The 20,654-nt window shown below is 38.8% G+C and carries 24 protein-coding genes and 3 pseudogenes; 4 read left to right on the plus strand and 23 right to left on the minus strand.

All coding sequences use genetic code 11. The annotated features are described in order from the left end of the window. Nucleotides 1-10: 10 nt before the first annotated feature. A complete protein-coding gene (locus BHECKSOX2_RS09350; RefSeq protein WP_139683347.1) occupies nucleotides 11-496 on the minus strand; it encodes an asparaginase domain-containing protein in 486 nt (161 codons plus the stop codon). A 127-nt stretch (nucleotides 497-623) separates the two neighbouring features. Between BHECKSOX2_RS09350 and BHECKSOX2_RS09355 the strand changes: the two genes are divergently transcribed. Together BHECKSOX2_RS09355 and BHECKSOX2_RS09360 are read left to right on the plus strand one after the other, a co-directional pair. Next, the gene (locus BHECKSOX2_RS09355; RefSeq protein WP_139683348.1) at nucleotides 624-836 is read left to right on the plus strand and encodes a TA system antitoxin ParD family protein; all 213 of its coding nucleotides are present in this window, start codon (nucleotides 624-626) and stop codon (nucleotides 834-836) included. Beyond that, a complete protein-coding gene (locus BHECKSOX2_RS09360) occupies nucleotides 833-1,099 on the plus strand; it encodes a type II toxin-antitoxin system RelE/ParE family toxin (protein ID WP_139683349.1) in 267 nt (88 codons plus the stop codon). Before BHECKSOX2_RS09355 ends, BHECKSOX2_RS09360 begins: the two co-directional genes overlap by 4 nt. On the opposite strand, the pseudogene BHECKSOX2_RS09365 reads toward BHECKSOX2_RS09360, so the two are convergent. The 15 genes and pseudogenes from BHECKSOX2_RS09365 to rdgB form a co-directional block, all read right to left on the minus strand. After that, nucleotides 1,096-1,212 (minus strand): annotated as a pseudogene (locus BHECKSOX2_RS09365) (YggS family pyridoxal phosphate-dependent enzyme); the annotation flags it as partial. The gene BHECKSOX2_RS09360 and the pseudogene BHECKSOX2_RS09365 sit on opposite strands and share 4 nt — an antisense overlap. A 131-nt stretch (nucleotides 1,213-1,343) precedes the next feature. Continuing rightward, complete coding sequence (locus tag BHECKSOX2_RS09370) at nucleotides 1,344-1,892, minus strand: hypothetical protein (protein WP_139683351.1); 549 nt, start codon at nucleotides 1,890-1,892, stop codon at nucleotides 1,344-1,346. Nucleotides 1,893-1,929: 37 nt separating this feature from the next. Continuing rightward, nucleotides 1,930-2,268 carry a hypothetical protein gene (locus tag BHECKSOX2_RS09375; protein ID WP_245391370.1) on the minus strand — a complete coding sequence of 113 codons (339 nt, stop codon included), beginning with the start codon at nucleotides 2,266-2,268 and terminating at the stop codon, nucleotides 1,930-1,932. A 38-nt stretch (nucleotides 2,269-2,306) separates the two neighbouring features. Then, nucleotides 2,307-2,945 (minus strand): YggS family pyridoxal phosphate-dependent enzyme, encoded by a 639-nt coding sequence (locus BHECKSOX2_RS09380; RefSeq protein ID WP_139683352.1) that lies wholly within the window; start codon nucleotides 2,943-2,945, stop codon nucleotides 2,307-2,309. Beyond that, complete coding sequence (locus tag BHECKSOX2_RS09385; protein WP_139683353.1) at nucleotides 2,942-3,799, minus strand: dihydroorotate dehydrogenase electron transfer subunit; 858 nt, start codon at nucleotides 3,797-3,799, stop codon at nucleotides 2,942-2,944. The genes BHECKSOX2_RS09380 and BHECKSOX2_RS09385 overlap by 4 nt, the downstream gene beginning before the upstream one ends. Then, nucleotides 3,799-4,644: an acetylglutamate kinase gene (gene argB / locus BHECKSOX2_RS09390; protein WP_139683354.1), complete on the minus strand. Its 846-nt coding sequence runs from the start codon at nucleotides 4,642-4,644 to the stop codon at nucleotides 3,799-3,801. The genes BHECKSOX2_RS09385 and argB overlap by 1 nt, the downstream gene beginning before the upstream one ends. 62 nt (nucleotides 4,645-4,706) lie before the next feature. After that, entirely contained in the window at nucleotides 4,707-7,190 is a 2,484-nt protein-coding gene (locus BHECKSOX2_RS09395) for a heavy metal translocating P-type ATPase (protein ID WP_139683355.1), read from the minus strand. 8 nt (nucleotides 7,191-7,198) lie between these two features. Continuing rightward, nucleotides 7,199-8,668: a multicopper oxidase family protein gene (locus BHECKSOX2_RS09400; RefSeq protein ID WP_180323745.1), complete on the minus strand. Its 1,470-nt coding sequence runs from the start codon at nucleotides 8,666-8,668 to the stop codon at nucleotides 7,199-7,201. Then, nucleotides 8,665-9,072, minus strand: coding sequence for a c-type cytochrome (locus BHECKSOX2_RS09405; protein ID WP_139683357.1), 408 nt, complete (start codon nucleotides 9,070-9,072; stop codon nucleotides 8,665-8,667). The genes BHECKSOX2_RS09400 and BHECKSOX2_RS09405 overlap by 4 nt, the downstream gene beginning before the upstream one ends. Before the next feature lie 24 nt (nucleotides 9,073-9,096). Further along, nucleotides 9,097-9,678, minus strand: a complete 582-nt coding sequence (locus BHECKSOX2_RS09410) for a c-type cytochrome (protein ID WP_090715011.1) — start codon at nucleotides 9,676-9,678, stop codon at nucleotides 9,097-9,099. Between the two features lie 36 nt (nucleotides 9,679-9,714). Further along, complete coding sequence (locus BHECKSOX2_RS09415; RefSeq protein WP_139683358.1) at nucleotides 9,715-10,419, minus strand: copper resistance protein B; 705 nt, start codon at nucleotides 10,417-10,419, stop codon at nucleotides 9,715-9,717. 15 nt (nucleotides 10,420-10,434) lie between these two features. Next, complete coding sequence (locus tag BHECKSOX2_RS09420) at nucleotides 10,435-12,261, minus strand: copper resistance system multicopper oxidase (protein ID WP_139683359.1); 1,827 nt, start codon at nucleotides 12,259-12,261, stop codon at nucleotides 10,435-10,437. A gap of 140 nt (nucleotides 12,262-12,401) precedes the next feature. After that, the gene (locus BHECKSOX2_RS09425) at nucleotides 12,402-12,698 is read right to left on the minus strand and encodes a hypothetical protein (protein WP_139683360.1); all 297 of its coding nucleotides are present in this window, start codon (nucleotides 12,696-12,698) and stop codon (nucleotides 12,402-12,404) included. Nucleotides 12,699-12,710: 12 nt separating this feature from the next. Beyond that, a complete protein-coding gene (hemW, locus tag BHECKSOX2_RS09430) occupies nucleotides 12,711-13,817 on the minus strand; it encodes a radical SAM family heme chaperone HemW (RefSeq protein ID WP_139683361.1) in 1,107 nt (368 codons plus the stop codon). Continuing rightward, nucleotides 13,811-14,401, minus strand: coding sequence for an RdgB/HAM1 family non-canonical purine NTP pyrophosphatase (gene rdgB, locus BHECKSOX2_RS09435; protein ID WP_139683362.1), 591 nt, complete (start codon nucleotides 14,399-14,401; stop codon nucleotides 13,811-13,813). The genes hemW and rdgB overlap by 7 nt, the downstream gene beginning before the upstream one ends. 42 nt (nucleotides 14,402-14,443) lie before the next feature. On the opposite strand from rdgB, the gene rpiA reads away from it, so the two are divergent. Beyond that, nucleotides 14,444-15,103, plus strand: a complete 660-nt coding sequence (gene rpiA / locus BHECKSOX2_RS09440; protein ID WP_139683363.1) for a ribose-5-phosphate isomerase RpiA — start codon at nucleotides 14,444-14,446, stop codon at nucleotides 15,101-15,103. Between the two features lie 97 nt (nucleotides 15,104-15,200). Here rpiA and BHECKSOX2_RS10720 read toward each other — a convergent pair whose 3' ends face one another. The 7 genes and pseudogenes from BHECKSOX2_RS10720 to rsmI all read right to left on the minus strand — a co-directional run bounded on the left by BHECKSOX2_RS10720 (nucleotide 15,201) and on the right by rsmI (nucleotide 20,274). Beyond that, nucleotides 15,201-15,704: a transposase gene (locus BHECKSOX2_RS10720; RefSeq protein ID WP_483444640.1), complete on the minus strand. Its 504-nt coding sequence runs from the start codon at nucleotides 15,702-15,704 to the stop codon at nucleotides 15,201-15,203. Between the two features lie 90 nt (nucleotides 15,705-15,794). Further along, the gene (locus BHECKSOX2_RS10660; RefSeq protein WP_425356621.1) at nucleotides 15,795-16,229 is read right to left on the minus strand and encodes a hypothetical protein; all 435 of its coding nucleotides are present in this window, start codon (nucleotides 16,227-16,229) and stop codon (nucleotides 15,795-15,797) included. A gap of 33 nt (nucleotides 16,230-16,262) precedes the next feature. Continuing rightward, nucleotides 16,263-16,610 (minus strand): annotated as a pseudogene (locus tag BHECKSOX2_RS10665) (integrin alpha); the annotation flags it as partial. Between the two features lie 165 nt (nucleotides 16,611-16,775). Further along, nucleotides 16,776-17,123 carry a transposase gene (locus BHECKSOX2_RS09455; protein ID WP_139683364.1) on the minus strand — a complete coding sequence of 116 codons (348 nt, stop codon included), beginning with the start codon at nucleotides 17,121-17,123 and terminating at the stop codon, nucleotides 16,776-16,778. A gap of 157 nt (nucleotides 17,124-17,280) precedes the next feature. Next, nucleotides 17,281-18,144: pseudogene (locus tag BHECKSOX2_RS10670) on the minus strand (integrin alpha); the annotation flags it as partial. A gap of 997 nt (nucleotides 18,145-19,141) precedes the next feature. Continuing rightward, nucleotides 19,142-19,453, minus strand: coding sequence for a (2Fe-2S) ferredoxin domain-containing protein (locus BHECKSOX2_RS09465; RefSeq protein WP_139683366.1), 312 nt, complete (start codon nucleotides 19,451-19,453; stop codon nucleotides 19,142-19,144). Then, complete coding sequence (gene rsmI, locus BHECKSOX2_RS09470; protein WP_139683367.1) at nucleotides 19,450-20,274, minus strand: 16S rRNA (cytidine(1402)-2'-O)-methyltransferase; 825 nt, start codon at nucleotides 20,272-20,274, stop codon at nucleotides 19,450-19,452. The genes BHECKSOX2_RS09465 and rsmI overlap by 4 nt, the downstream gene beginning before the upstream one ends. Nucleotides 20,275-20,277: 3 nt before the next feature. Between rsmI and BHECKSOX2_RS09475 the strand changes: the two genes are divergently transcribed. Next, on the plus strand, nucleotides 20,278-20,652 hold the full coding sequence (locus BHECKSOX2_RS09475; RefSeq protein WP_090717986.1) for a YraN family protein: 375 nt from the start codon (nucleotides 20,278-20,280) through the stop codon (nucleotides 20,650-20,652). Nucleotides 20,653-20,654 lie beyond the last annotated feature (2 nt).

Here is a 20,654-nt window from a genome sequence, read left to right on the forward strand (position 1 = left end):
ATTATAACGCCTAGATGTTTTCGAAAATACCTAGCGAGGTGTTTTTTTGCACCTTATCAAAATCAAACACTTTACCATTCATAGCAACATACACACCAGATGGCTGATTTTGCACACTACTAAGTGCAAAACCTAGGTTAAACAAACCGTCCGATTGATTCACTGAATAAGGTATCATCGCGCCAAACAAAACAATGGTTTTATCTTGAATATTCTCACCTAATAATTGAGCGGTTTCTACCATGGTGTCCGTACCATGCGTGATTAAGATAGCATCTTCTCCAGATTCAAGACATTTAGATAAAATCAAAGCTCTGTTGTCATGCGTTATCTCTAATGAATCTTTCAAAAATAACACTTCGGACAAGGTCTCTGCCATTGAGCGCGAACGGTTGAGCATATCAATAATATGTGTTTCTACAAAGGCTAATTCACCTGTTGAAATGTTATAGACTTTATCAATCGTGCCGCCAGTAATCAAAACCTTAATTTTCATGGTGTGAATGATACCTATTTATTAGGAAAATAAGAATAATATGCACTTTGTTGCAATTTACCACAATTGTAGTAAAATAGCATTAAAAGCTTTTTGCATAATATAGAAATAACACTGGAGAAAAGTAATGAGTATATCTATTAGAATAAATGATGATTTTTACAATCAAGCCAAAATTCAAGCAAAGGCAGAACTTAGAACTGTGCCTAATCAAATTGAATATTGGGCTAGAATTGGTCGTGCAGCAATGCACAACCCAGACCTTCCAGTTGATATGGTTGAAAAATTGTTGATTGCCAAAAATGAAGAAAATGAACCATTTGAATTTACGGATCAATGAAGATTGAACAAAAGCCTTCCTTTAAAAAGGTTTATAAAAAACTACAAAAAAATCAACTAGAAAAAGTTAACGAAGCAATTCATGCCATTGTTGATGACCCTTCATTAGGTAGAGAAAAACAAGGCGACTTATCTGGTGTATTTATTTATAAGTTTGATTGCGTTAATCAGCAATTTTTATTGGCTTACCAATGGCGTGAAGAATATCGACTGTTGCTATTGGTTGGTGTGCATGAGAATTTCTACAAAAAACTCAAGCATTAATTTCTCACGCCAAAAATGCCTGTACCAACCCTAACAAAAGTTGCACCGTTTTGAATAGCTGATTCTAAATCATGACTCATACCCATAGATAGCGTATCCACATCAGAGTATCTTTTCAATATTTCTGCCACTGAATGCGAGCGATTAAGCATATCGATAATATGCGTTTCGACAAAAGTCAATTCACCTGTTGAAGTGTTATAGATTTTATCAATCGTACCACCAGTAATTAAAACCTTAATTTTTATGGTGTGAATAATACCCTGTCAAAATATTTAGAATTCAATAAGTCATACGGTGTAACAAAATAACCACCGTCCTTATCAATATCTAAATCATAACCCAAATCTTGGGCAGTTTTCCAATACAAATACCAAATATACTGAGAGCAATAAAACGCGCTATTATCGGTTTTTTCAACTATCTTATATTGCTTGTACTTTGCCTTAGAAATATTTTTCAAAAAAGCAGTTTTAAATTTTTTATTGAATACCTTATACCTTAAGGCTGTAAATTTTTCTTTCTTACTCAACCACAGTATGACATCTGTTTCATAATAACCAGTACAAAATTGTGGATATTCACCAACTTTGTATTTACTAACCATTATTGCGGAATGTCCAAACCATGATAGTGGTCTTGTCCAATCTTTGCTAGTAACAATAATATCTCCAATTTTTAACTTGTTACTCACTTGATAAAGTTGCTGATGAGATTTCCAAGTATTAAATTCTGGTGCATTAGAAACAGAACAACCGCCAAGAAAGGCGGTTGTTATCAATAAAGCAATCAATAGTTTGATACTATTAATCAGTATTCACTAAGCATATTCATTCTTTACATTTGTTTTTTATTTGTGCTGTTTCTATTGCCTCTACAATGCCTTTGTATTTGGCAACATCTGCTTCACTATCGCCTGATAATTTACTAACTGGAACGAGAATTAAGAACACACCCCATGCATCTTCGGTTGCTTTTGAGTTTTGCATTTCTGAGAATTTAGCCAATTCAGCCCTAGCATCTGACATTTTTGTGTTCAAAACTGCACAACTATTATCAATATATCGTTCATGCGATATATAAGATGCCGAAATACTTTCTGGTCTATTAGCGCAGCCTGTCGTAAGAATAGTTGCAGCCAATATCATTAATAAAATATTCTTGTTCAATGCAAACCATAAGATTGTGGGACTAAACACCTAAAGGGTCAATCTCTTTTTCCGAAAATATCAGCACCAATTCTAACAAAAGTCGCACCGTTTTGAATGGCTGATTCTAAATCATGACTCATACCCATAGATAGCGTAGCTAAGTCAGGATATCTTTTTCCTATTTCTGCCATTCTAGCAAAACTTTGCTGTGAATGATCAGGGTTGGGAATACACATAAAACCCTTTAGTGATAGCTTGTCTAAAGATTTAATTTGTGTAACAACTTCATCAATCTCTTCAAGAGAAACTCCTGATTTAGTTGGTTCATTATCAATATTAACTTGCAATAAAACATTGAGTTTTCCCATGTTATCTGGTCGTTGCTCATTAAGTCGTTTGGCAATTTTAAGTCTATCAACACTATGCACCCAATCAAAGTTCTGCGCGATTTGTTTGGTTTTATTGGATTGAATAGGGCCAATAAAATGCCAACACACCTTTGAATTTTTTAATGCTTGAATTTTATCTAAGGCTTCTTGTAGGTAATTTTCACCAAAGTGGCGTTGTCCAGCATCAATCGCTTGTTGTACATCAGATGCGGGCTTTGTTTTGCTAACCGCAATCAAAGTTACAGCTTGAGTGTGATTAACCTTATCAATCCGCGCTTGAACTTTTGCTAAGTTGTCTTTAATCAAAATACTTGGTAAGCATCAAACACAGGTCCATCAACGCAAACGCGTTTCATTGCTGCACCGTTATCAGTTTGCACTTCAACCACACAACCCGCACAACCGCCAACCCCACACGCCATATATTCTTCTAAAGATACTTGACAAGCTAGATTGTACTCCTTAGCAAGTTTTGCCACTGCTTTTAACATTGGATGCGGTCCACAAGAATAGACTTCAACTTGTGCTAACTCTTCAACAGAAAGTGTGTCTAAAAATGCTCGTGCTAGGTCAGTGACAAAACCTTTAAACGCGCCTTTAAACCCATGCAAACTTGCCAAACGACACTCAATACCCCAATCTTCTAACAACGGCATTGTGTGCGTTGCGCCTGCATAATTTTTGGCATTATCTGCTGGCTTTTCATCGAATGGAAATGGTACTTCTGAACCAAGAATAGTAAATGGCTGATAATCCCTATCTTTAATTTGTTGCGCAATGGCAATCATCGGTGGCATACCCACACCGCCGCCAATGAGTAATGGGCGTTTTTTATCAGTGAGTTTAAAACCATTACCGATGGGTCCAATAATAGATAACACATCGCCTATTTTACGCTCAGACAATTGGCGCGTACCCTCGCCCACTATTTTATAGAGTAAGTCAAAAGTACCATTTTCAACATCCACTGACATAATTGAAATCGGTCGCCTCATAGCGAGAGAATCAGAAACCGTGATATGCACAAATTGCCCTGGTTTGGTCGCTTTAGCAATGGTATCTGATGCCAAAGTTAAAATATACTGCCCACCATCAAATTGATAATGTGCCAAAATTGGACAATCAACGACTTGAATACTATTTCTATGAGGTTTGTTCATTATGAGTTTTCTGTAATCAAAGTACCAACACCACCATCAGTAAAGACTTCTAAAAGCACGGCGTGAGAGACACGCCCGTCAATAATATGCGTGGATTTAACGCCATTTCTAACTGCTGACAGAGCACAACCAATCTTTGGCAACATACCACCGTGAATTGTACCATCGGCAATTAATTCATCAACTTTTTTAGCGCTCAAACCCGTTAATAGTTCGCCCTCGCCGTCTAGTAAACCAATAGTGTTGGTTAACAAAATCAGTTTTTCAGCATCAAGCGTTTCAGCGATTGAACCTGCGACTAAATCGGCATTAATATTGTAAAAGCACTCATCTGCACCTATACCAATAGGTGCAATAACAGGAATAGCATTAAGCGATGCATCAATCACCGAAGTGTCAATGTTATCCACTTCGCCCACAAAACCCAAATCAACGCCTTCTGGTGTTGGTAATTTCTTAGCAGAAACCAAACACTTGCCCTTGCCTGTTAAACCAATAGCGTGTCCGCCATGTTGATGAATTAAATCTACAATTTCTTTATTCACTACATCGCCTAACACTTTTTTCACCACAGCCATAGTTTCACTATCCGTCACACGCATACCGCCAATGAATTCACTTTTCTTGCCGATTTTCTCCAGTGTTTTGCCGATTTGTGGTCCGCCACCATGCACCACAATTGGGTTCATGCCGACTGATTTCATCAACACAACATCACGCGCAAAACTAGATTTTAGTTTTTCGTCTATCATTGCATTGCCGCCATATTTAATAACAATGGTTTTGTCTTTAAATTTTTGAATATACGGCAGTGCTTCAATTAAGACGCGTGTGATTTCAGACATGTTGGTGTTTGGGAAAATATTAAAAAAAATTCTATTTTACCTACACAAGCATTCTTTGAGCCTCATAAAGAAATTTTTCTAAGTCTAAGCGCGTTTACAATGACCGACACCGAACTAAAACTCATCGCTGTTGCGGCAATCATTGGGGAGAGCAACACGCCAAATACAGGGAACAATACCCCAGCAGCTATCGGTACCCCTAAAACATTGTAAATAAATGCAAAAAATAAATTTTGCTTGATATTTTTCATCACGGCATAACTTAATTTTTTAGCTTTAACAATTCCATATAAATCCCCTCGCACTAAAGTAATTTCCGCACTTTGAATGGCTACATCAGTGCCTGTACCCATTGCTATTCCCACATCTGCTTGCGCCAAAGCAGGTGAGTCATTCACCCCATCACCTGCCATGGCGACAATTTTCCCCTGTGCTTGAAGTTGTTTGATTTTATTAAGTTTGTCTTCTGGTAGACACTGTGCTTGGAATTCACTTAAATTAAGCTCATCGGCAACTGCTTTGGCAGTATTTTTATTATCGCCTGTCATCATAATGACATCCACCCCTTTTGCCATTAACTCAGTGATGGCTTTTTTGCTGCTTGATTTAATGCTATCGCTAATAGATACATAGCCCAATACCTTGTCATCAATACCGATATAAGAAACAGTTTTACCTTGTTCTTGTGCAAAGATTATTTTTTGCATTAATGTATCATTACCAATGTTAATCTTATTTGTTGTCATTAACGCCAGATTGCCCAATGTTATTTTTTGTTGATCAATTATGCCAACTACACCTTTACCCGTAATCGCTTCAAAATCTGCCACTTCAACAAGACTGATATTTTTTTCTTTAGCAGACGCAACCACAGCCTGCGCCAAAGGGTGTTCACTATATTGATTAAGTGACGCTATTTTTTGCAATAAATCATCAGCGTTGCCTGTTTGGGAAAACACTTCTTCTACTGAGGGCTTGCCTTGGGTGAGCGTGCCAGTTTTATCAGTAATTAACACATCAACCTTATCCATTATTTCTAAAACTTGGGCGTTTTTAATCAGTATGCCTGATTGCGCCCCTTTGCCCACCCCAACCATGACTGACATCGGTGTTGCTAAGCCTAGAGCACAAGGACAAGCAATAATCAAAACTGCTACTGCATTCACAAAGCCATAAACCAGTGCGGGCTCTGGTCCAAGCCAAGTCCAAATCATAAAAGTTAACATTGCGATTAAAACCACGATTGGTACAAAATATTTAGCAATAGTGTCGGCTAATTTTTGGATCGGTGCGCGCGAACGAGATGCGATTTTAACCATTTCAATAATTTGAGAAAGCAAGGTTTCTGCACCTACTTTTTGTGCTCGCATGACAAAAGACTGATTGCCATTAATGCTACCAGCAGTCACTTTATCACCTTCAACTTTATCAACAGGAATAGGCTCACCAGAAATCATTGATTCATCAAGACTACTTTTGCCTTGAGTGATAACACCATCTACGGCAATTTTATCTCCAGGTTTAACCCTTAACAAGTCGTCTTTTTTAATCTTATCAATGGCAATCACGACTTCTACCTTATCCTTAAGTAATATTGCTGTTGCAGGTGCTAATTGTAATAATGCTTTCAATGCACCACTGGTCTGACTGTGTGCCTTTGCTTCTAACAATTGCCCCAATAAAACCAAAGTTAAAATGACCGCTGTGGCTTCAAAATAGAGCAAAACCACGCCACTTTCAGTTTTAAACTCATTGGGAAAAACCTCAGGAAAAAACAACCCTACCACGCTAAAAATAAATGCAACGCCTGTGCCAATGCCCACCAGAGTAAACATATTAAGATTCCAAGTGATAATGGATGTATAAGCCCGCTCAAAAAACATCCAACAAGTCCAAAAAACAATAGGCAAAGTTAAAACAAATTGCACAAAGCCCAAATTTTGTCCGCTCATTAAAACATTGAGTGGGTTATCAGGAATTAAATCAGACATCGAAATAATAAAAACTGGCAAAGCAAACAAAACCGATATTTTCATTTTTTTAAGCAAATTTTGATAGGTTTTTTGCTCGCCATCTTCGACCCCTAGTGTGACCAAATCTATGCCGCAAATAGAGCAACTTCCTGGCATATTTTGAACAATCTCAGCATGCATTGGACAAGTAAATTGGGGAGTTTGCGTCGTACTAGGCTGCTCCACCAAATCCATACCGCAGACTGGGCAACCGCTTTGTGTTAGGTAAGTTTTTTCACCCTCACAAAACATCGGACAATAAAACACACTGTTCCCGTTTTTAATACTTGTTTGTTGTTTTGGATGGTGTGCAAACCCATGCTCTGGCGTAGTAATCGTATAATGCAACCCAGCTGTCAATAAAGCCTGTTGTAAGGTATCAAGCGATATATGACTCTGCATTTCAACCACCACGGCTTTAGTGGCTAAATCAATCTTGACCTTATGAATGTCAGGTAGCGCCAACAATGCCTTTTCTACATTGGTTTTACACCCTCCGCAAGACATGTCTAAAACTTGATAAGTATGTTTCATATTCAAACCTAAACCACGACAAATTGTCCCATCATCCCTCTGTCTTCATGTTCTAAAATATGACAGTGATACATATAAGGTATTTTTGCATCACGAAACTCAGGAAACTTCATAATCACACTTACTCGTTCTCTAGGGTGTACTAACACCACATCTTTAAAGCCCAACTCATGCCCTTTAACCCCGCCTCTACGAGCAATTACTTTAAATTGTACATTGTGGATATGCAAAGGATGCGGCATCATTGAGGTATTTTCTAAATGCCAAATCTCTGTACTGCCAGCCTTAACCACTTCATCAATTCGATTAACATCCATGGTCTTGCCATTAATACTAAAAGCATTGCCACCAAGCATCATTCTTGGCCCCATTTGCATTTGCAAAACTAACCTTCTTTGCTTGCTTACTGCGGATTGCTGTGGGTTGTTGTGCTTGACTAAATTCTTAGGGATGCTGCCCGTGCTTTTAAGTGTATCAGAGGCATCAATCTGAAAAATATCCATATCCTGACGCTCATTATTCATCATGCCACCCATCATCCCCATGCCACCCATGCTTGATGACTCTTGCGCAGCAGCATGTTGTAGAATCGGACGCCCGCCATCGCTCACATCCACCAAAATTTCTACTCGTTCAGCAGGTGCCAAACGCAGCGTATTGGCTTTAATCGAATGCTCTAATAGACCGCCATCACTACCAATAATGGTAAACACACGATTATCATTAAAACTTAAATGATAAGTTCTGGCATTTGAACCATTTAGTAGTCGCAATCGTAATAAAGATTTTTTGGCTTTTAAAACTGGACTAACCACACCATTAACCAGCACTGTATTGCCCTTCATGCCACGCATACTGTCCATCATTGAGCCTAAATAAGAAAAAGAGCCGTTGCGGTTAAAATCCTTATCCTGAATAATCACTGGTAAATCATCCACCCCATATTCAGAAGGCAGGTTCAGTTTTTTAGATGCATCATCGCCAATAATAAATAGCCCCGCTAAGCCTTGGTAAACCTGTTCAGCCGTTTTGTGTAATTGATGCGAATGATACCAAAGTGTCGCAGCATCCTGAATAATGTCAAACTGAGTTTGCCAAATTTGGTTCGGCGCAATTGGCTGATGAGGCCCACCATCGGCTTTGGCGGGTAGCTTCATACCGTGCCAGTGTAGTGTGGTGGTTTTATCAATGGTGTTTTTAACGCTAATATGTACTCTATCGCCTTTATTAGCGCGTAGCGTTACCCCTAGAAAATCTTGATTTATACCTAAGGTTGGTGTGGCCTTGTTGGGGAAAATAGCGCTTCTGCCAGACTGAATGCTTAAATCGAAATAAACATCTTTACCCACTCTTCTACCTAGTTCTAGCTTTGGCACTCTAAAAGTATTGCGAAAAACCTTACCGCTTGCCCATACAATCTGCTTTGGCAACGCCGCCAAAACCAAGCCTGCTTGTATAAAACTTCTTCTACTAATCATTTGAACCTCGCATCGTATTTTTGTTGAATGTCTTTTGGCCATAAGCTATGTAGATAATCTAGGGTTGCCTGCTTTTCTTTATCCGTTAGTTTGTCTTTAAATGCTGGCATCCATCCACCTAACTTTACACCACCATTATTAATAGTGTTTAGTAGCAATTTCGGTGAATGATGCCAAGCATGCGCTGTTCCGTTTAATGGTGGCGCTGGATATTTGCCATTTGGTAAAAGTCTCTTCCAATCTGTCGATGTACCCCTTGCATCTTTACCATGACAAGATACACAATTTTTATCAAAAGTTGCTTTACCTAGTTTTGTCCTATTCTCTTCTTTTGCTTGCGCATCACCACTGTCAAAACAAGCAGTTAAAAATAATGCACTTAATAAAATTATTACTGTTTTCATGTTTTCTCCTTTTTTTATATTAAATTAATGCAGGTGCCCGTTCTCTTGATGGGCGTTGTTACTCTTAGGGACAACTGCTTCTTCTATATGCTCAATATTTTTATGCGTATGCCCGCCATCGCCAACTAATTGTGTATATTTAGCAGCTGACATGTCATTAAGTTTTTCTAAAAAAGCCACCATTTCCCATATTTGTTGATCAGTATGAGAATCCCCCCATGCTGGCATTCCAGTCATCTTAAGTCCATTTTTAATGGTCCAGAATGTATTTCCTGCACCATGACCTGTGTGGTTTTGCTGATAAAACACAGGTGCCTTAGGATAAAGCCCAAGACTTAATTCTGTCGATTCTTTGATAGGGGATAAATGACATTGAGCACACATTGCATCAAAGTTCTTAGCGCCACTCTTAATCATATCGGGTTTTGATAAATCAGGCACCTTAATATCATGTGCACGCACCGTAATAGAGCGTTCTTTTACAAATGCCAATAACTTTGTTGTAATATCCCAATGTTTCTCTGTGGCAGAAATGTTAAACACCCCAAACCAAATCAATAGAAATAATAAACCAATCACAAACCATATTTTTAATAAAATTTTCATTCTTTATACTCCAAAATAAAACCACATATTATCAGATTAAAACCAAAAACGCATACCAACTACAATTTGTGCATCTTCAATATCCTCACCTTCAGCAATAGAAAAATTAGCCGTATTGCCGTATTTTTTTTCCCAGTTAATGCCAATATAAGGTGCAAATTCACGCGTCACTTCATAACGCAGCCTTAGCCCTGCCTCAACACTAGACAAGCCTTTCCCTGTGCCTGTTAATTCATCGTCTTTACTAAATGCATTAATCTCTACTTCTGGTGATAAGATCAATTTTTGACTAAACATATACTCATACTCAGCGTCTAAGCGTACACCTAATCTGCCAGATTCACCCACAAATAACGAAGCATCAACTTCAAGTAAATAAGGCGCTAAGCCCTTGGCAGCAATCACTCCCCAATTGCGTTTTGGTTTGGGTTGTAAGTCTTCTTTCACTCCGAATTGCAAATCCCAAAAAGGCGTTATTGCTTTTGAGTAAAGCAATTGTAATTCAGATTTTTCGGTCTTCCCTGCAACTTTTTCACCCCTAGTTTTAACCCAAAATTTATTTAAATCTTGACCCATCCAAGCCTCAATATCCCAAGCTCTAGGATTAGCACCATCTGTACTTCGCAACTCTATTTCACCCATCACCTTAGTTAAAATAGGGTCGTCTTCTATGCCCATTGCAAATGACGGTGATGTCAGCACAAATAGGCAACTGATTGTTACTGCTTTTAAATATTTCATTATTTTCTCCTTTAATTAAACCACATCCACACGACGAAACATACCCAACATGTGATACAACAAATGACAATGATATGCCCACGAGCCTTTAGCATCAACTTTAACTCGATAACTAATCTTTGCCCCTGGTTGAACAATCACCGTATGCTTGCGTGGGATATACATATTATCTCCTGTCTCTAAATCACTCCACATTCCATGTAGATGCATAGGGTGATTCATCATTGTGTCATTAACAAAAGTGATACGAACAACTTCGCCAAATTTAAACTGCAAAGGCTCAGCATCGGCAAACTTCACACCATTAATAGACCACATATAACGACTCATATTGCCCGTTAAATGCAATTGAATCTCACGATCTGGGTCTGGATAGTTATGCGTCATATGCAAACTACGAAGATCTGCATAAGTTAAGACTTTTCTACCGTTATCACGCAACCCAACACCTGGGTCATCTAAACGATATTGTGGATCAACAGAACGCATATCGATATGTGGTCCAAATTCAGTATCCGCATGAGTTAACATTGAACCCATGGTTGACATTTCTTTGTTGTCACCCATATTCATCTTTGAGTGGTCCATATCTGCCATTGACTTTTGCTTACCCATTGAACTGTGACCCATTTTTGAATGATCCATGCCAGACATTGTCGTTTGCTTCATGTTCATCGAGCCGTGATTCATTTTTGAATGATCCATACCTGCCATATTTGACATATTCATCCCCATATCACTGTGTGTTAGACTAGACGCCTTGTCTAATTCAGGCACCTCGCCTAACACTGAGGTATCGGGAGTTAATGTGCCTCGTGCATAGCCAGAGCGAGAAATATCTTGGGCAAAAATAGTGTAGGCTCTGTCATCTTTTGGTTCAACAATCACATCATAGGTTTCTGCCACGCCAATGCGGAACTCATCAACAGACACAGGTTCAATATTTTGTCCATCAGCAGCCACTACCGTCATTTTTAACCCTGGAATGCGCACATCAAAAAAAGTCATTGCTGAACCGTTAATAAAGCGAACCCTCACTTTATCACCTTTTTCAAACAAGCCAACCCAGCCTTTGTCAGGTGTTACGCCATTGATTAAGTAAGTATAAGTGTATCCTGTTACATCGGACAAATCACGCTGGCTCATGCGCATTTGGTTCCACATTTTTCTATCGCTCCAAGTATTTTCTAGTCCATTTTTCTCGATGTCATCCATTAAATCAGTATGGGTGCGTTCATTAAAATTGTAATAATGTGAGAGTTTTTTAAGTTTGTGGTACACATCAATTGGATTCTCATCGGTCCAATCAGAGAGCATAACAATATAATCTTTATCATAAGTGATTGGGTCTTTTCCAGCTGGGTCTATCACAATCGGGCCATACAAGCCTGTTTGTTCTTGAAAACCAGAATGTGAGTGATACCAATAGGTGCCACTTTGTTTGGCTTTAAAACGATAAGTAAAGGTTTCGCCTGGTTCAATGCCATGAAAATCATTACTAATATCAGGCACTCCATCCATTTCACTTGGCAAAATCAAACCATGCCAGTGAATAGAAGTGTTTTCTTTTAGATGATTAGTAACATTTAGCGTAATCATCTCCCCCTCTTTAAACCTTAATAAAGGTGCTGGCAGTGAGTTATTTACGGTAGTGGCGCTGCGCATGGTACCGGTAAAGTTGACGCTTTGCTCTCCAATACTTAGGTTAAAAGTATTGCCTGTTAGTGTTGTTATGTTATTGCGCATACCCGCAAATAAAGTACTTGGGTTAATCGCTAATGCTACAGCGCCTATTGTTACACCCGTAACAAATTGCCTGCGTGATAATGTTTTGTTATTCATTTTTATTCTCCTTAATCAATAACTATTTGAATTGATAAACAATTCTTAAGTGCTACTAAAAAAACTTAGATTGATTGACGATTGACAATAATAAAATCGCTTTATAAAAACAAATTTACAGAGTCAATACGCTAGAAAATTTAAACGATTGGAGGGGGGAGAATCATCTTCGAGGAAAAAGATGTATAAAAAGTATTAGCAATAGAGGTCACTGAAAGTGATTGAAGAATAACTCTCTCAGAAATTATGGCCTTCTTATCAATAGAAAAATGTTGCGCACAAACTGTATCGCAACATCCTGATAAATGTTCTTCAACGGACATATTCATCGATTTGTTACCTAATGAGCAATGCTCAATACCACTAGATGCAACAATATCATTAGCATTAGCTAACGACATAAATACAAGAAAAAACAATGATAACAAAACTTTCATCTTCTAATTATATCACAAAAAAATAACCTGCAAATCATTCAGAAAATTAAATCCTTTTTCACTAGGCTGAATGCGCTTATCATTTAGCTCAAGTAGTCCTAATGTCTGGGCTTTATTTAATTGTTGCTGAATTGTTGGTATTGATTGCCCTGTTCTTTGCGTAAATAAATCAGACTCAAATCCCGCCTTAAGTCGTAATGCATTCAACATAAATTCAAAACTAAGTTGCTTTACTGCGGTAATTTTGTTTTGGTTGTTCTGAGTAAAATCTTTGGGTGATTTTGATTGTAATGTGCGAAGTATTTTACCTTCTGTGGTTATTTTTCCATGTGCGCCGGCACCAATGCCTAAGTAATCGCCAAATTGCCAATAATTCAGATTGTGTTTTGCAGGTCGCTGTGAAAATGCTGAAACCTCATATTGGATAAATCCTGCTTGTTCTAATAACAGTTGTCCTTGCTCTTGCATTTCCCATGCATTTTCTTGCGAAAGTTTTGGCGGGTGTTTGGCAAAAAAAGTGTTGGGTTCAATGGTGAGCTGATAAAAAGAAATATGCGCTGGACTCAGTGCGATGGCTTGTTTAACATCGTACAAACACTCGTCAATGCTTTGCCCCTCAAAACCAAACATTAAATCAATATTAATATTATCAAATCCAACCACCTGTGCTTGTTTTAGCGTTTCAATCGCTTGCTGGCTGGAATGTATTCTGCCCAAGTTTTGCAGATATCCATCGTTAAAAGACTGCACGCCAATTGACAAACGATTCACCCCTAACTTTTTTAAGGCACTGAATTTTTCTCTATCACTTGCCCCAGGATTGGCCTCTAATGTGATTTCAATATCATCGGCAAAATCCAGTGTTTTTCTAAGTCCTGCAAACAAAACTTCCATGGCTTCAATCGAGCATAGACTTGGCGTGCCGCCACCAATAAAAATTGTTTGTATCTCTCGCCCTTGCACCCAATGCAGTTGATTTTTCAAATCTGCCAATACCGCTTGTATGTAGGCCGTATCATTCTCAGTACGCTGTTCATGCGAATTAAAATCGCAATACGGACATTTTTTTACACACCAAGGGTAATGGATATACAGTGAAAGTGGCGGAAGCACTAACAAACTTTTAATTCTTCTAATAGTGCTGTGAGTGCCTTAGCTCTATGTGAAATCGTATTTTTGACCTCAGAGGACAATTCAGCAGAAGTACAGCTCTGAGTTGGTAGATAAAAAATAGGGTCATAGCCAAAACCATTTTTGCCAACTTTCTCACGCAAAATTTCACCTTCCCAAGCACGCTGAATAATAATAGGTGTTGGGTCGTTTGCGTGTTCAACAAATACAACTGCACACCAAAACTTGGCACTGCGCTCACCATCAGCAACATCCTTCATTTCATCTAATAGTTTTTGCATGTTGGCTTCATCATTACCATGACGACCCCCATAGCGCGCTGAATAAATACCTGGCGCACCATCAAGTGCATCTACCACAATGCCTGAGTCATCTGCTAAAGCAGGAAGAGCTGATTGTTCGGATGCATTGCGCGCTTTAATCAAAGCATTTTCAACAAAAGTGAGTCCTATTTCAGGCACTTCTTCAACACCACCATCACTCATTGATACCACTTCACAGACACCTTTAAGCATGGCATTAAATTCTCTAATTTTCCCCTTATTATTGCTTGCTAAGATGATTTTTCGCATAGGTGTATAATAACTCACTTTAAATTACATTCAAAAACGATTATGACACAAGATGAAATGAAACAAGCAGTGGCACAAGAAGCATTGAATTATGTTGTTGAAGGCACTATTATAGGCGTTGGCACTGGTTCAACGGCTAATTTTTTTATTGATGCATTGGCAACAATAAAAGACAAAATCAAAGGCACAGTGGCAAGTTCTGAAGCAACAACACAGCGATTAAAATCACACGGTATTGAAGTATTTGATTTGAATGATGTTCAAAAAATGTCAGTTTATATTGATGGCGCTGATGAATCAGATGATGGTTTAAACCTTATTAAAGGTGGTGGTGGTGCACTTACTCGTGAAAAAATTGTCGCAGCAGTAGCGGATAAATTTATCTGTATTGCCGATGAGTCTAAACTGGTAGATGTAATGGGTGCGTTCCCCTTACCTGTAGAAGTTATCCCAATGAGTGCGAATTATGTCACTCGTGAAATTACCAAAAGAATAGGTGGCACCGTGAAACTCAGAGATTTCACTACTGATAATGGCAACTTGATTTTAGATGTAAGTGATTTAAAAATTACCAATCCAAAAGCTATAGAAACTGAATTAAACAGCATTACCGGTGTTGTGACTAACGGTTTATTTGCCAACAGTCCTGCAGATGTATTGCTACTTGGAACACCAAATGGTGTTCGCATGGTAACGGCTTAAACTTCATTTGAGACCTTTGCATAAATAGCCCAACCTAAATAGTCGCCCCTTAAAAACCCACTCCAACCAAAACCACCCATTTTTCCAACCATCTAAATCAACAAAACTGCTTTTTATCCAGCACCACAAAAAACCTTAGGTATTTTACAAAAAATAAGCCCAGTTTTTGCCAAAACAAAAAAATAGTGGCTATCACCAGCCATTCTCTCAAATTCCAAGCACAGGCAGCCATTAAAACATTAATCTCATCACCAACTTGCCCTTTGAGTAGGTTTCTAGAGAGTCTAAAATCTGATTTAAGATGTCCGATAATCGGCTCAATCGCTGCGCGTCTTTTACACAGTTTGCGCTTTTTGTCTTGTTGATAACGATTGTCTCGCTTAAGGGCTTTTTTAGGCAAAAGCAAACCTACCATCAGCCTGATGGATTTTGAGGGTCTGCCATTGTTTTGAGAGTAATGTTGCTCAAAGGCATCATCGAAGACTGTCCAATTGATAGTGTTGGCTAGTTGTATTAAAGGGTCTTTGACATCTAATTGAGAAAAGAGCTCTGAATGAAAAAGATTTGATTGGGTGGATATTGGGCTGGATTTAGTTAACATTTTTTTAAGCAAAACGACCAAGAAATAAGAGGTATTTTAGCAAAAGTTGGTTGATTTGTCTAGGGTTATTGTTGGTTTTATTGTTATAAATCAATTTGTTGTGTGGTTTTNAAGAATATTGGTACTGGTAGAGGTATGTAATAAATCATCTAAATTGAGTTTTAGAGTGTTATCGCCTGAGCCTGTAATGTCAATAACTTCAATGTCTTGGATGCGTCTGTCACTGATCTTGGTTAGATCTAGAGTTAAGTCTGAACCTTCTAATACAAGGGTGTCAATACCGCCGCCGCCATCAACACGGGCACGGTTGCCTGCGCCGGTTTGTTCTAGTGCGCTGATGTTGCTGGCGTTAATGAGAATGCTATCTTTACCTAAGCCTGCGTTAAACACATCCATGCCACCATTGCCTGTTAGGGTATCGTCGCCTGCGCCGGCAACGAAGATTTCATCTTTACTGGTGCCTGTGAGTGTGTTGGCATTCTTGTCGCCTAAGTAGTCAATAGCGTATTTGGAATCACCGCCCAAATTTGCTAAGTCTATGGCGCCAGTGCCGGTTTTGCCGAAGATGACATAAGATTTACCTGCAGATGATTTACCACTTGGATCAGCCTGATAGCCACTAACAATCAAATCATCCAAGCCATCGCCGTTGACATCGCCTGCGCTGGAGACTGAGAAGCCACTTTCGTCACCCACTGCCTTGCCATTAATCACAAAGCCCCCTGTGGGGTTGTTTGCATCAGCAATAGCACTTAGATTAATAGCACTACTGTTAGCTTTACCAAACACAACATAAGATTTACCTGCATTTGATTTGCCACTTGGATCAGCGTTAAAAGCACCCACAATCAAATCATCCAAGCCATCACCGTTGACATCGCCTGCGCTGGAGACTGAGAAGCCACTNTTTTTTTGGACTTTATGAAAAAATACAGGTAGTTTTGAAAATATTTTTGAAAAAATCTAAAAATTGAAATTAGGGTGGAGAATTATGAGTTATGCAAAAGTCTCGTTTAGTTTAACTCGTTCGAAATAAGAAAGTTTAAATTGTTGTCTGAAATTGTTGGGGTTTTATATTCTAAAGTGCACCAACTCGGTGGCATTGCAAGGCATGCCTGGTATATAGTTTGAGTGACCACAGAAGTATTGATAATAAGGGTTGCGCTTAAACTGCAAAACAACACGCTCATCAGAGAGATTTTCTAGTTGTTTAAGCAAAAGCAAACCTACCATCAGCCTGATGGGTTTTGAGGGTCTGCCATTGTCTTGAGAGTAATGTTGCTCAAAGGCATCATCAAAGACCGTCCAATTAATAGTGTTGGCTAGTTGTATTAAAGGGTCTTTGACATCTAATTGAGAAAAGAGCTCTGAATGAAAACGATTTGATTGGGTGGATATTAGGCTAGATTTAGTTAACATTTTTTTAAGCAAAACGACCAAGAAATAAGAGGTATTTTAGCAAAAGTTGGTTGATTTGTCTAGGGTTATTTTTGGTTTTATTGTTATAAATCAATTTGTTGTGTGGTTTTTAAGGGTTGACTAATTACAAAGCCCCTGTGGGGTTGCTTGCATCAGCAATGGCACTTAGATTAATGGCACTGCTGTTGGCTTTACCAAACACAACATAAGATTTACCTGCAGCTGGTTTACCAGTTAGATTGGCATAATAAGCACCCACAATCAAATCATCCAAGCCATCGCCGTTGACATCGCCTGCGTTGGAGACTGAGGAGCCACTATAATCATGCCTTGCCTCACCATTAATCACAAAGCCCCCTGTAGGGTTGCTTGCATCAGCAATGGCACTTAGATTAATGGCACTGCTGTTGGCTTTACCAAACACAACATAAGATTTACCTGCAGATAATTTGCCATTTGGATCGGCAAAAAAAGCACCCACAATCAAATCATCCAAGCCATCGCCGTTGACATCGCCTGCGCTGGAGACTGAGAAGCCACTACGATCATACTTTGCCTCACCATTAATCACAAAGCCCCCTGTAGGGTTGCTTGCATCAGCAATGGTGCTCAGATTAATGGCGCTGCTGTTGGTTTTACCAAACACAACATAAGATTTACCTACTTTTGATTTACCAGTTAGATCGGCAGCATAAGCACCCACAATCAAATCATCCAAGCCATCGCCGTTGACATCACCTGCGCTGGAGACTGAGTAGCCACTCCAATCACCCGCTGCCTCACCATTAATCACAAAGCCCCCTAAAGGGTTGCTTGCATCAGCAATGGTGCTTAGATTAATGGCATTGCTGTTGGCTTTGCCAAATACAATATAAGATTTACCTGCAGATAATTTGCCATTTGGATCGGCAAAAGGAGCACCCACAATCAAATCATCCAAGCCATCGCCGTTGACATCGCCTGCGCTGGAGACTGAGAAGCCACTCCAATCATCCGCCACCTCGCCATTAATTACAAAGCCACGATACAAAGCAACACTCAGCGAAGCCGTTGCTGGCTCCGATTCATTGCCATCAGTATCTGTATAAGTAATGGTAGCCACTCTGGTGCCGAGTTGTGAGGCTGCATCGGTGTTTTTAAGTTGAATGGCTTCTACTACTTTTGCCACATCAGCAGGGTTAAAAGCACCTGAGGTTTTGCTGATGATTAGGGTTTTAGAGGCGTGTGTATAGCTATATTCTAAACCACTCACTGTGCCAATGGTTTTACCCGTTACTTTGGCAATATCGGCATTTAACGCAAGCTCAGCATCTAATACTAATTTATCGTTTGCTTCATTCAAGCCAGCACCGCCTAACACCACTTTAATGGTTTTAATATCCGTATCGGTGGTGTCTGCAATGTCTGCATCAAAAGCAACGCCTGTGGCGATTTGTATTGTGCCTGTGGTTACTGAATTACTAGATTGGATGCCTGCCATAGGATCTAAATCGATAATAGGAGATGAATCGCTCACTGCAACATTGTGTTTAATCGAAGGTGTTGTTTCTTGCTTAGGTTGATTAACGGCTTTTTGTGTTTTAGTTTGACTATTTTTTGTTTGCATGGTTGGTTTCCTCAATATTGATTTAAATTAGATTAACTATCATGATACCATGATACTTTCAACTGCGTTTTTAAAATAAAAAATTCAAATCTCGATAAATCTAAATCTTTAAAAACACCATGAGACCTTTGCATAAAATAGAGATAGAGAAGATTGGCAAAATTCAATGTTTGCCCAATTGGGGATTTATTTAAACTTTGTCCTAGCGGGACTAAGACTGGGTTTTCTCTTTTAGGGATTGCCGGGTGTTACTGGAAAAATCGCCAAGTGGGTAGAAAGCAGACTTCTGATAATGATTCCTATTTATGCAAAGGTCTCACCTAAGTGGTTTTACTAAGAGATTTAGAAACATAATTGCCAACAACAAAAACAATAATGGGGAAAGCACTTTAATGGTTGAACCTACTATCTTTTAATCAATCTTTAATCTATTAACTGGCTTACCTGCCATTAGGTGCTTGTTGATGATTTCATCAATATCTTCTTCATCAATATACTGGTACCAAATATTATCGGGATAGACCACAGCGACCGGTCCGTGCTCACAACGCCCTAGACAACGAGACTCACTTACGCCAATTTTTCCTTTACCAAGTTTCCCTTCGTCACGACATTTATCTTTGGCATAACGATACATTTGTTTAGCACCGAACTGTGAACAGCAACCCTTCCCACCTTTTCGCTGGTTATTGCAAAAGAAAATATGTCGTGTGTAATGGCTCATATTTTTATGGCTCGTTGATAGCAGTGTTTTTTATCAATACCTGTTATTTTAGCAGCGAGTTTTGCGGCTTTAGATGCGCCCATTTCTGTAAGTAAAATTGGCAAAATTTTGCCCAATTGCGCTTCGCCATCAACTTTATTATTTTTATCAACACCTGAGATTAATATGACAAACTCACCTTTTTGATGATTCTCATCTTCGGTTAAATATTCAATTAAATTTGGCAAAATATCCGTCTTGATAGTTTCAAAAGACTTACTAATTTCTTTAGCAAAGCATACGATTCGCTCATCACCTAATACTTGTAATAAGTCATTAGCACAGCTAAGAATACGCTTGGGAGATTCATACAAGATAAGTGTTTCATCGAGATGTGCATTGAGCTGTATAGTTTTTAAGCGCTGTGTCTGTTTGGCAGGTAGAAATCCAACAAAACTAAAATGGTCACTGGCAATACCAGAGGCCGACAAAGCGCTAATCATTGCCGATGCACCTGGAATGGGCGAAACCTCTATATCAGCTTTTTTCGCTTCACTAACCAGTACATAACCTGGATCGCTAATCAATGGTGTACCTGCATCGCTAATCAGTGCAATATTTTTTCCTGCCAATAATTGTGCCACTATATCGGTCGTTTTGGCAGATTCATTGTGCTCGTGAAAAGCCTGCATGGGTGTGTCAATATCATAATGATTGAGTAGCTTTTTACTATGGCGTGTGTCTTCTGCTAGAATGACATCCACATTTTTGAGCGTTGCTATCGCCCTAAAAGTGATATCATCTAGATTTCCAATGGGTGTAGCAACAATATATAAAGGCATAATATGTTTAGTTTAAAACGACAAACAGGCAATAAAGCAGAAAATCTAGCACTTCAATATTTAAAAGAGAACGGACTAGAACTTATCCAACAAAACTATTTAACTAAGCTTGGTGAAATAGATGTCATTATGCTTGATAAATTGGAGCAAACATTAGTTTTTGTTGAAGTTCGTTATCGTGCAAATACGCATTTTGGCTCGGCAAGCAACACAGTTGATAACGCTAAACAAGCAAAACTCATCCGCACTGCCGAAGTTTTTTTGCAAAAACATCCAGAATATGACGATTTTATCTGTCGGTTTGATGTTGTTGGACTTGAATTTGATTTAAAATATCCTAAAATTGACTGGATAAAAGACGCCTTTGAAACACCCTAAAC

It is taken from the genome of thiotrophic endosymbiont of Bathymodiolus puteoserpentis (Logatchev) (genome assembly GCF_900127505.1).
Taxonomy (GTDB): domain Bacteria; phylum Pseudomonadota; class Gammaproteobacteria; order PS1; family Pseudothioglobaceae; genus Thiodubiliella.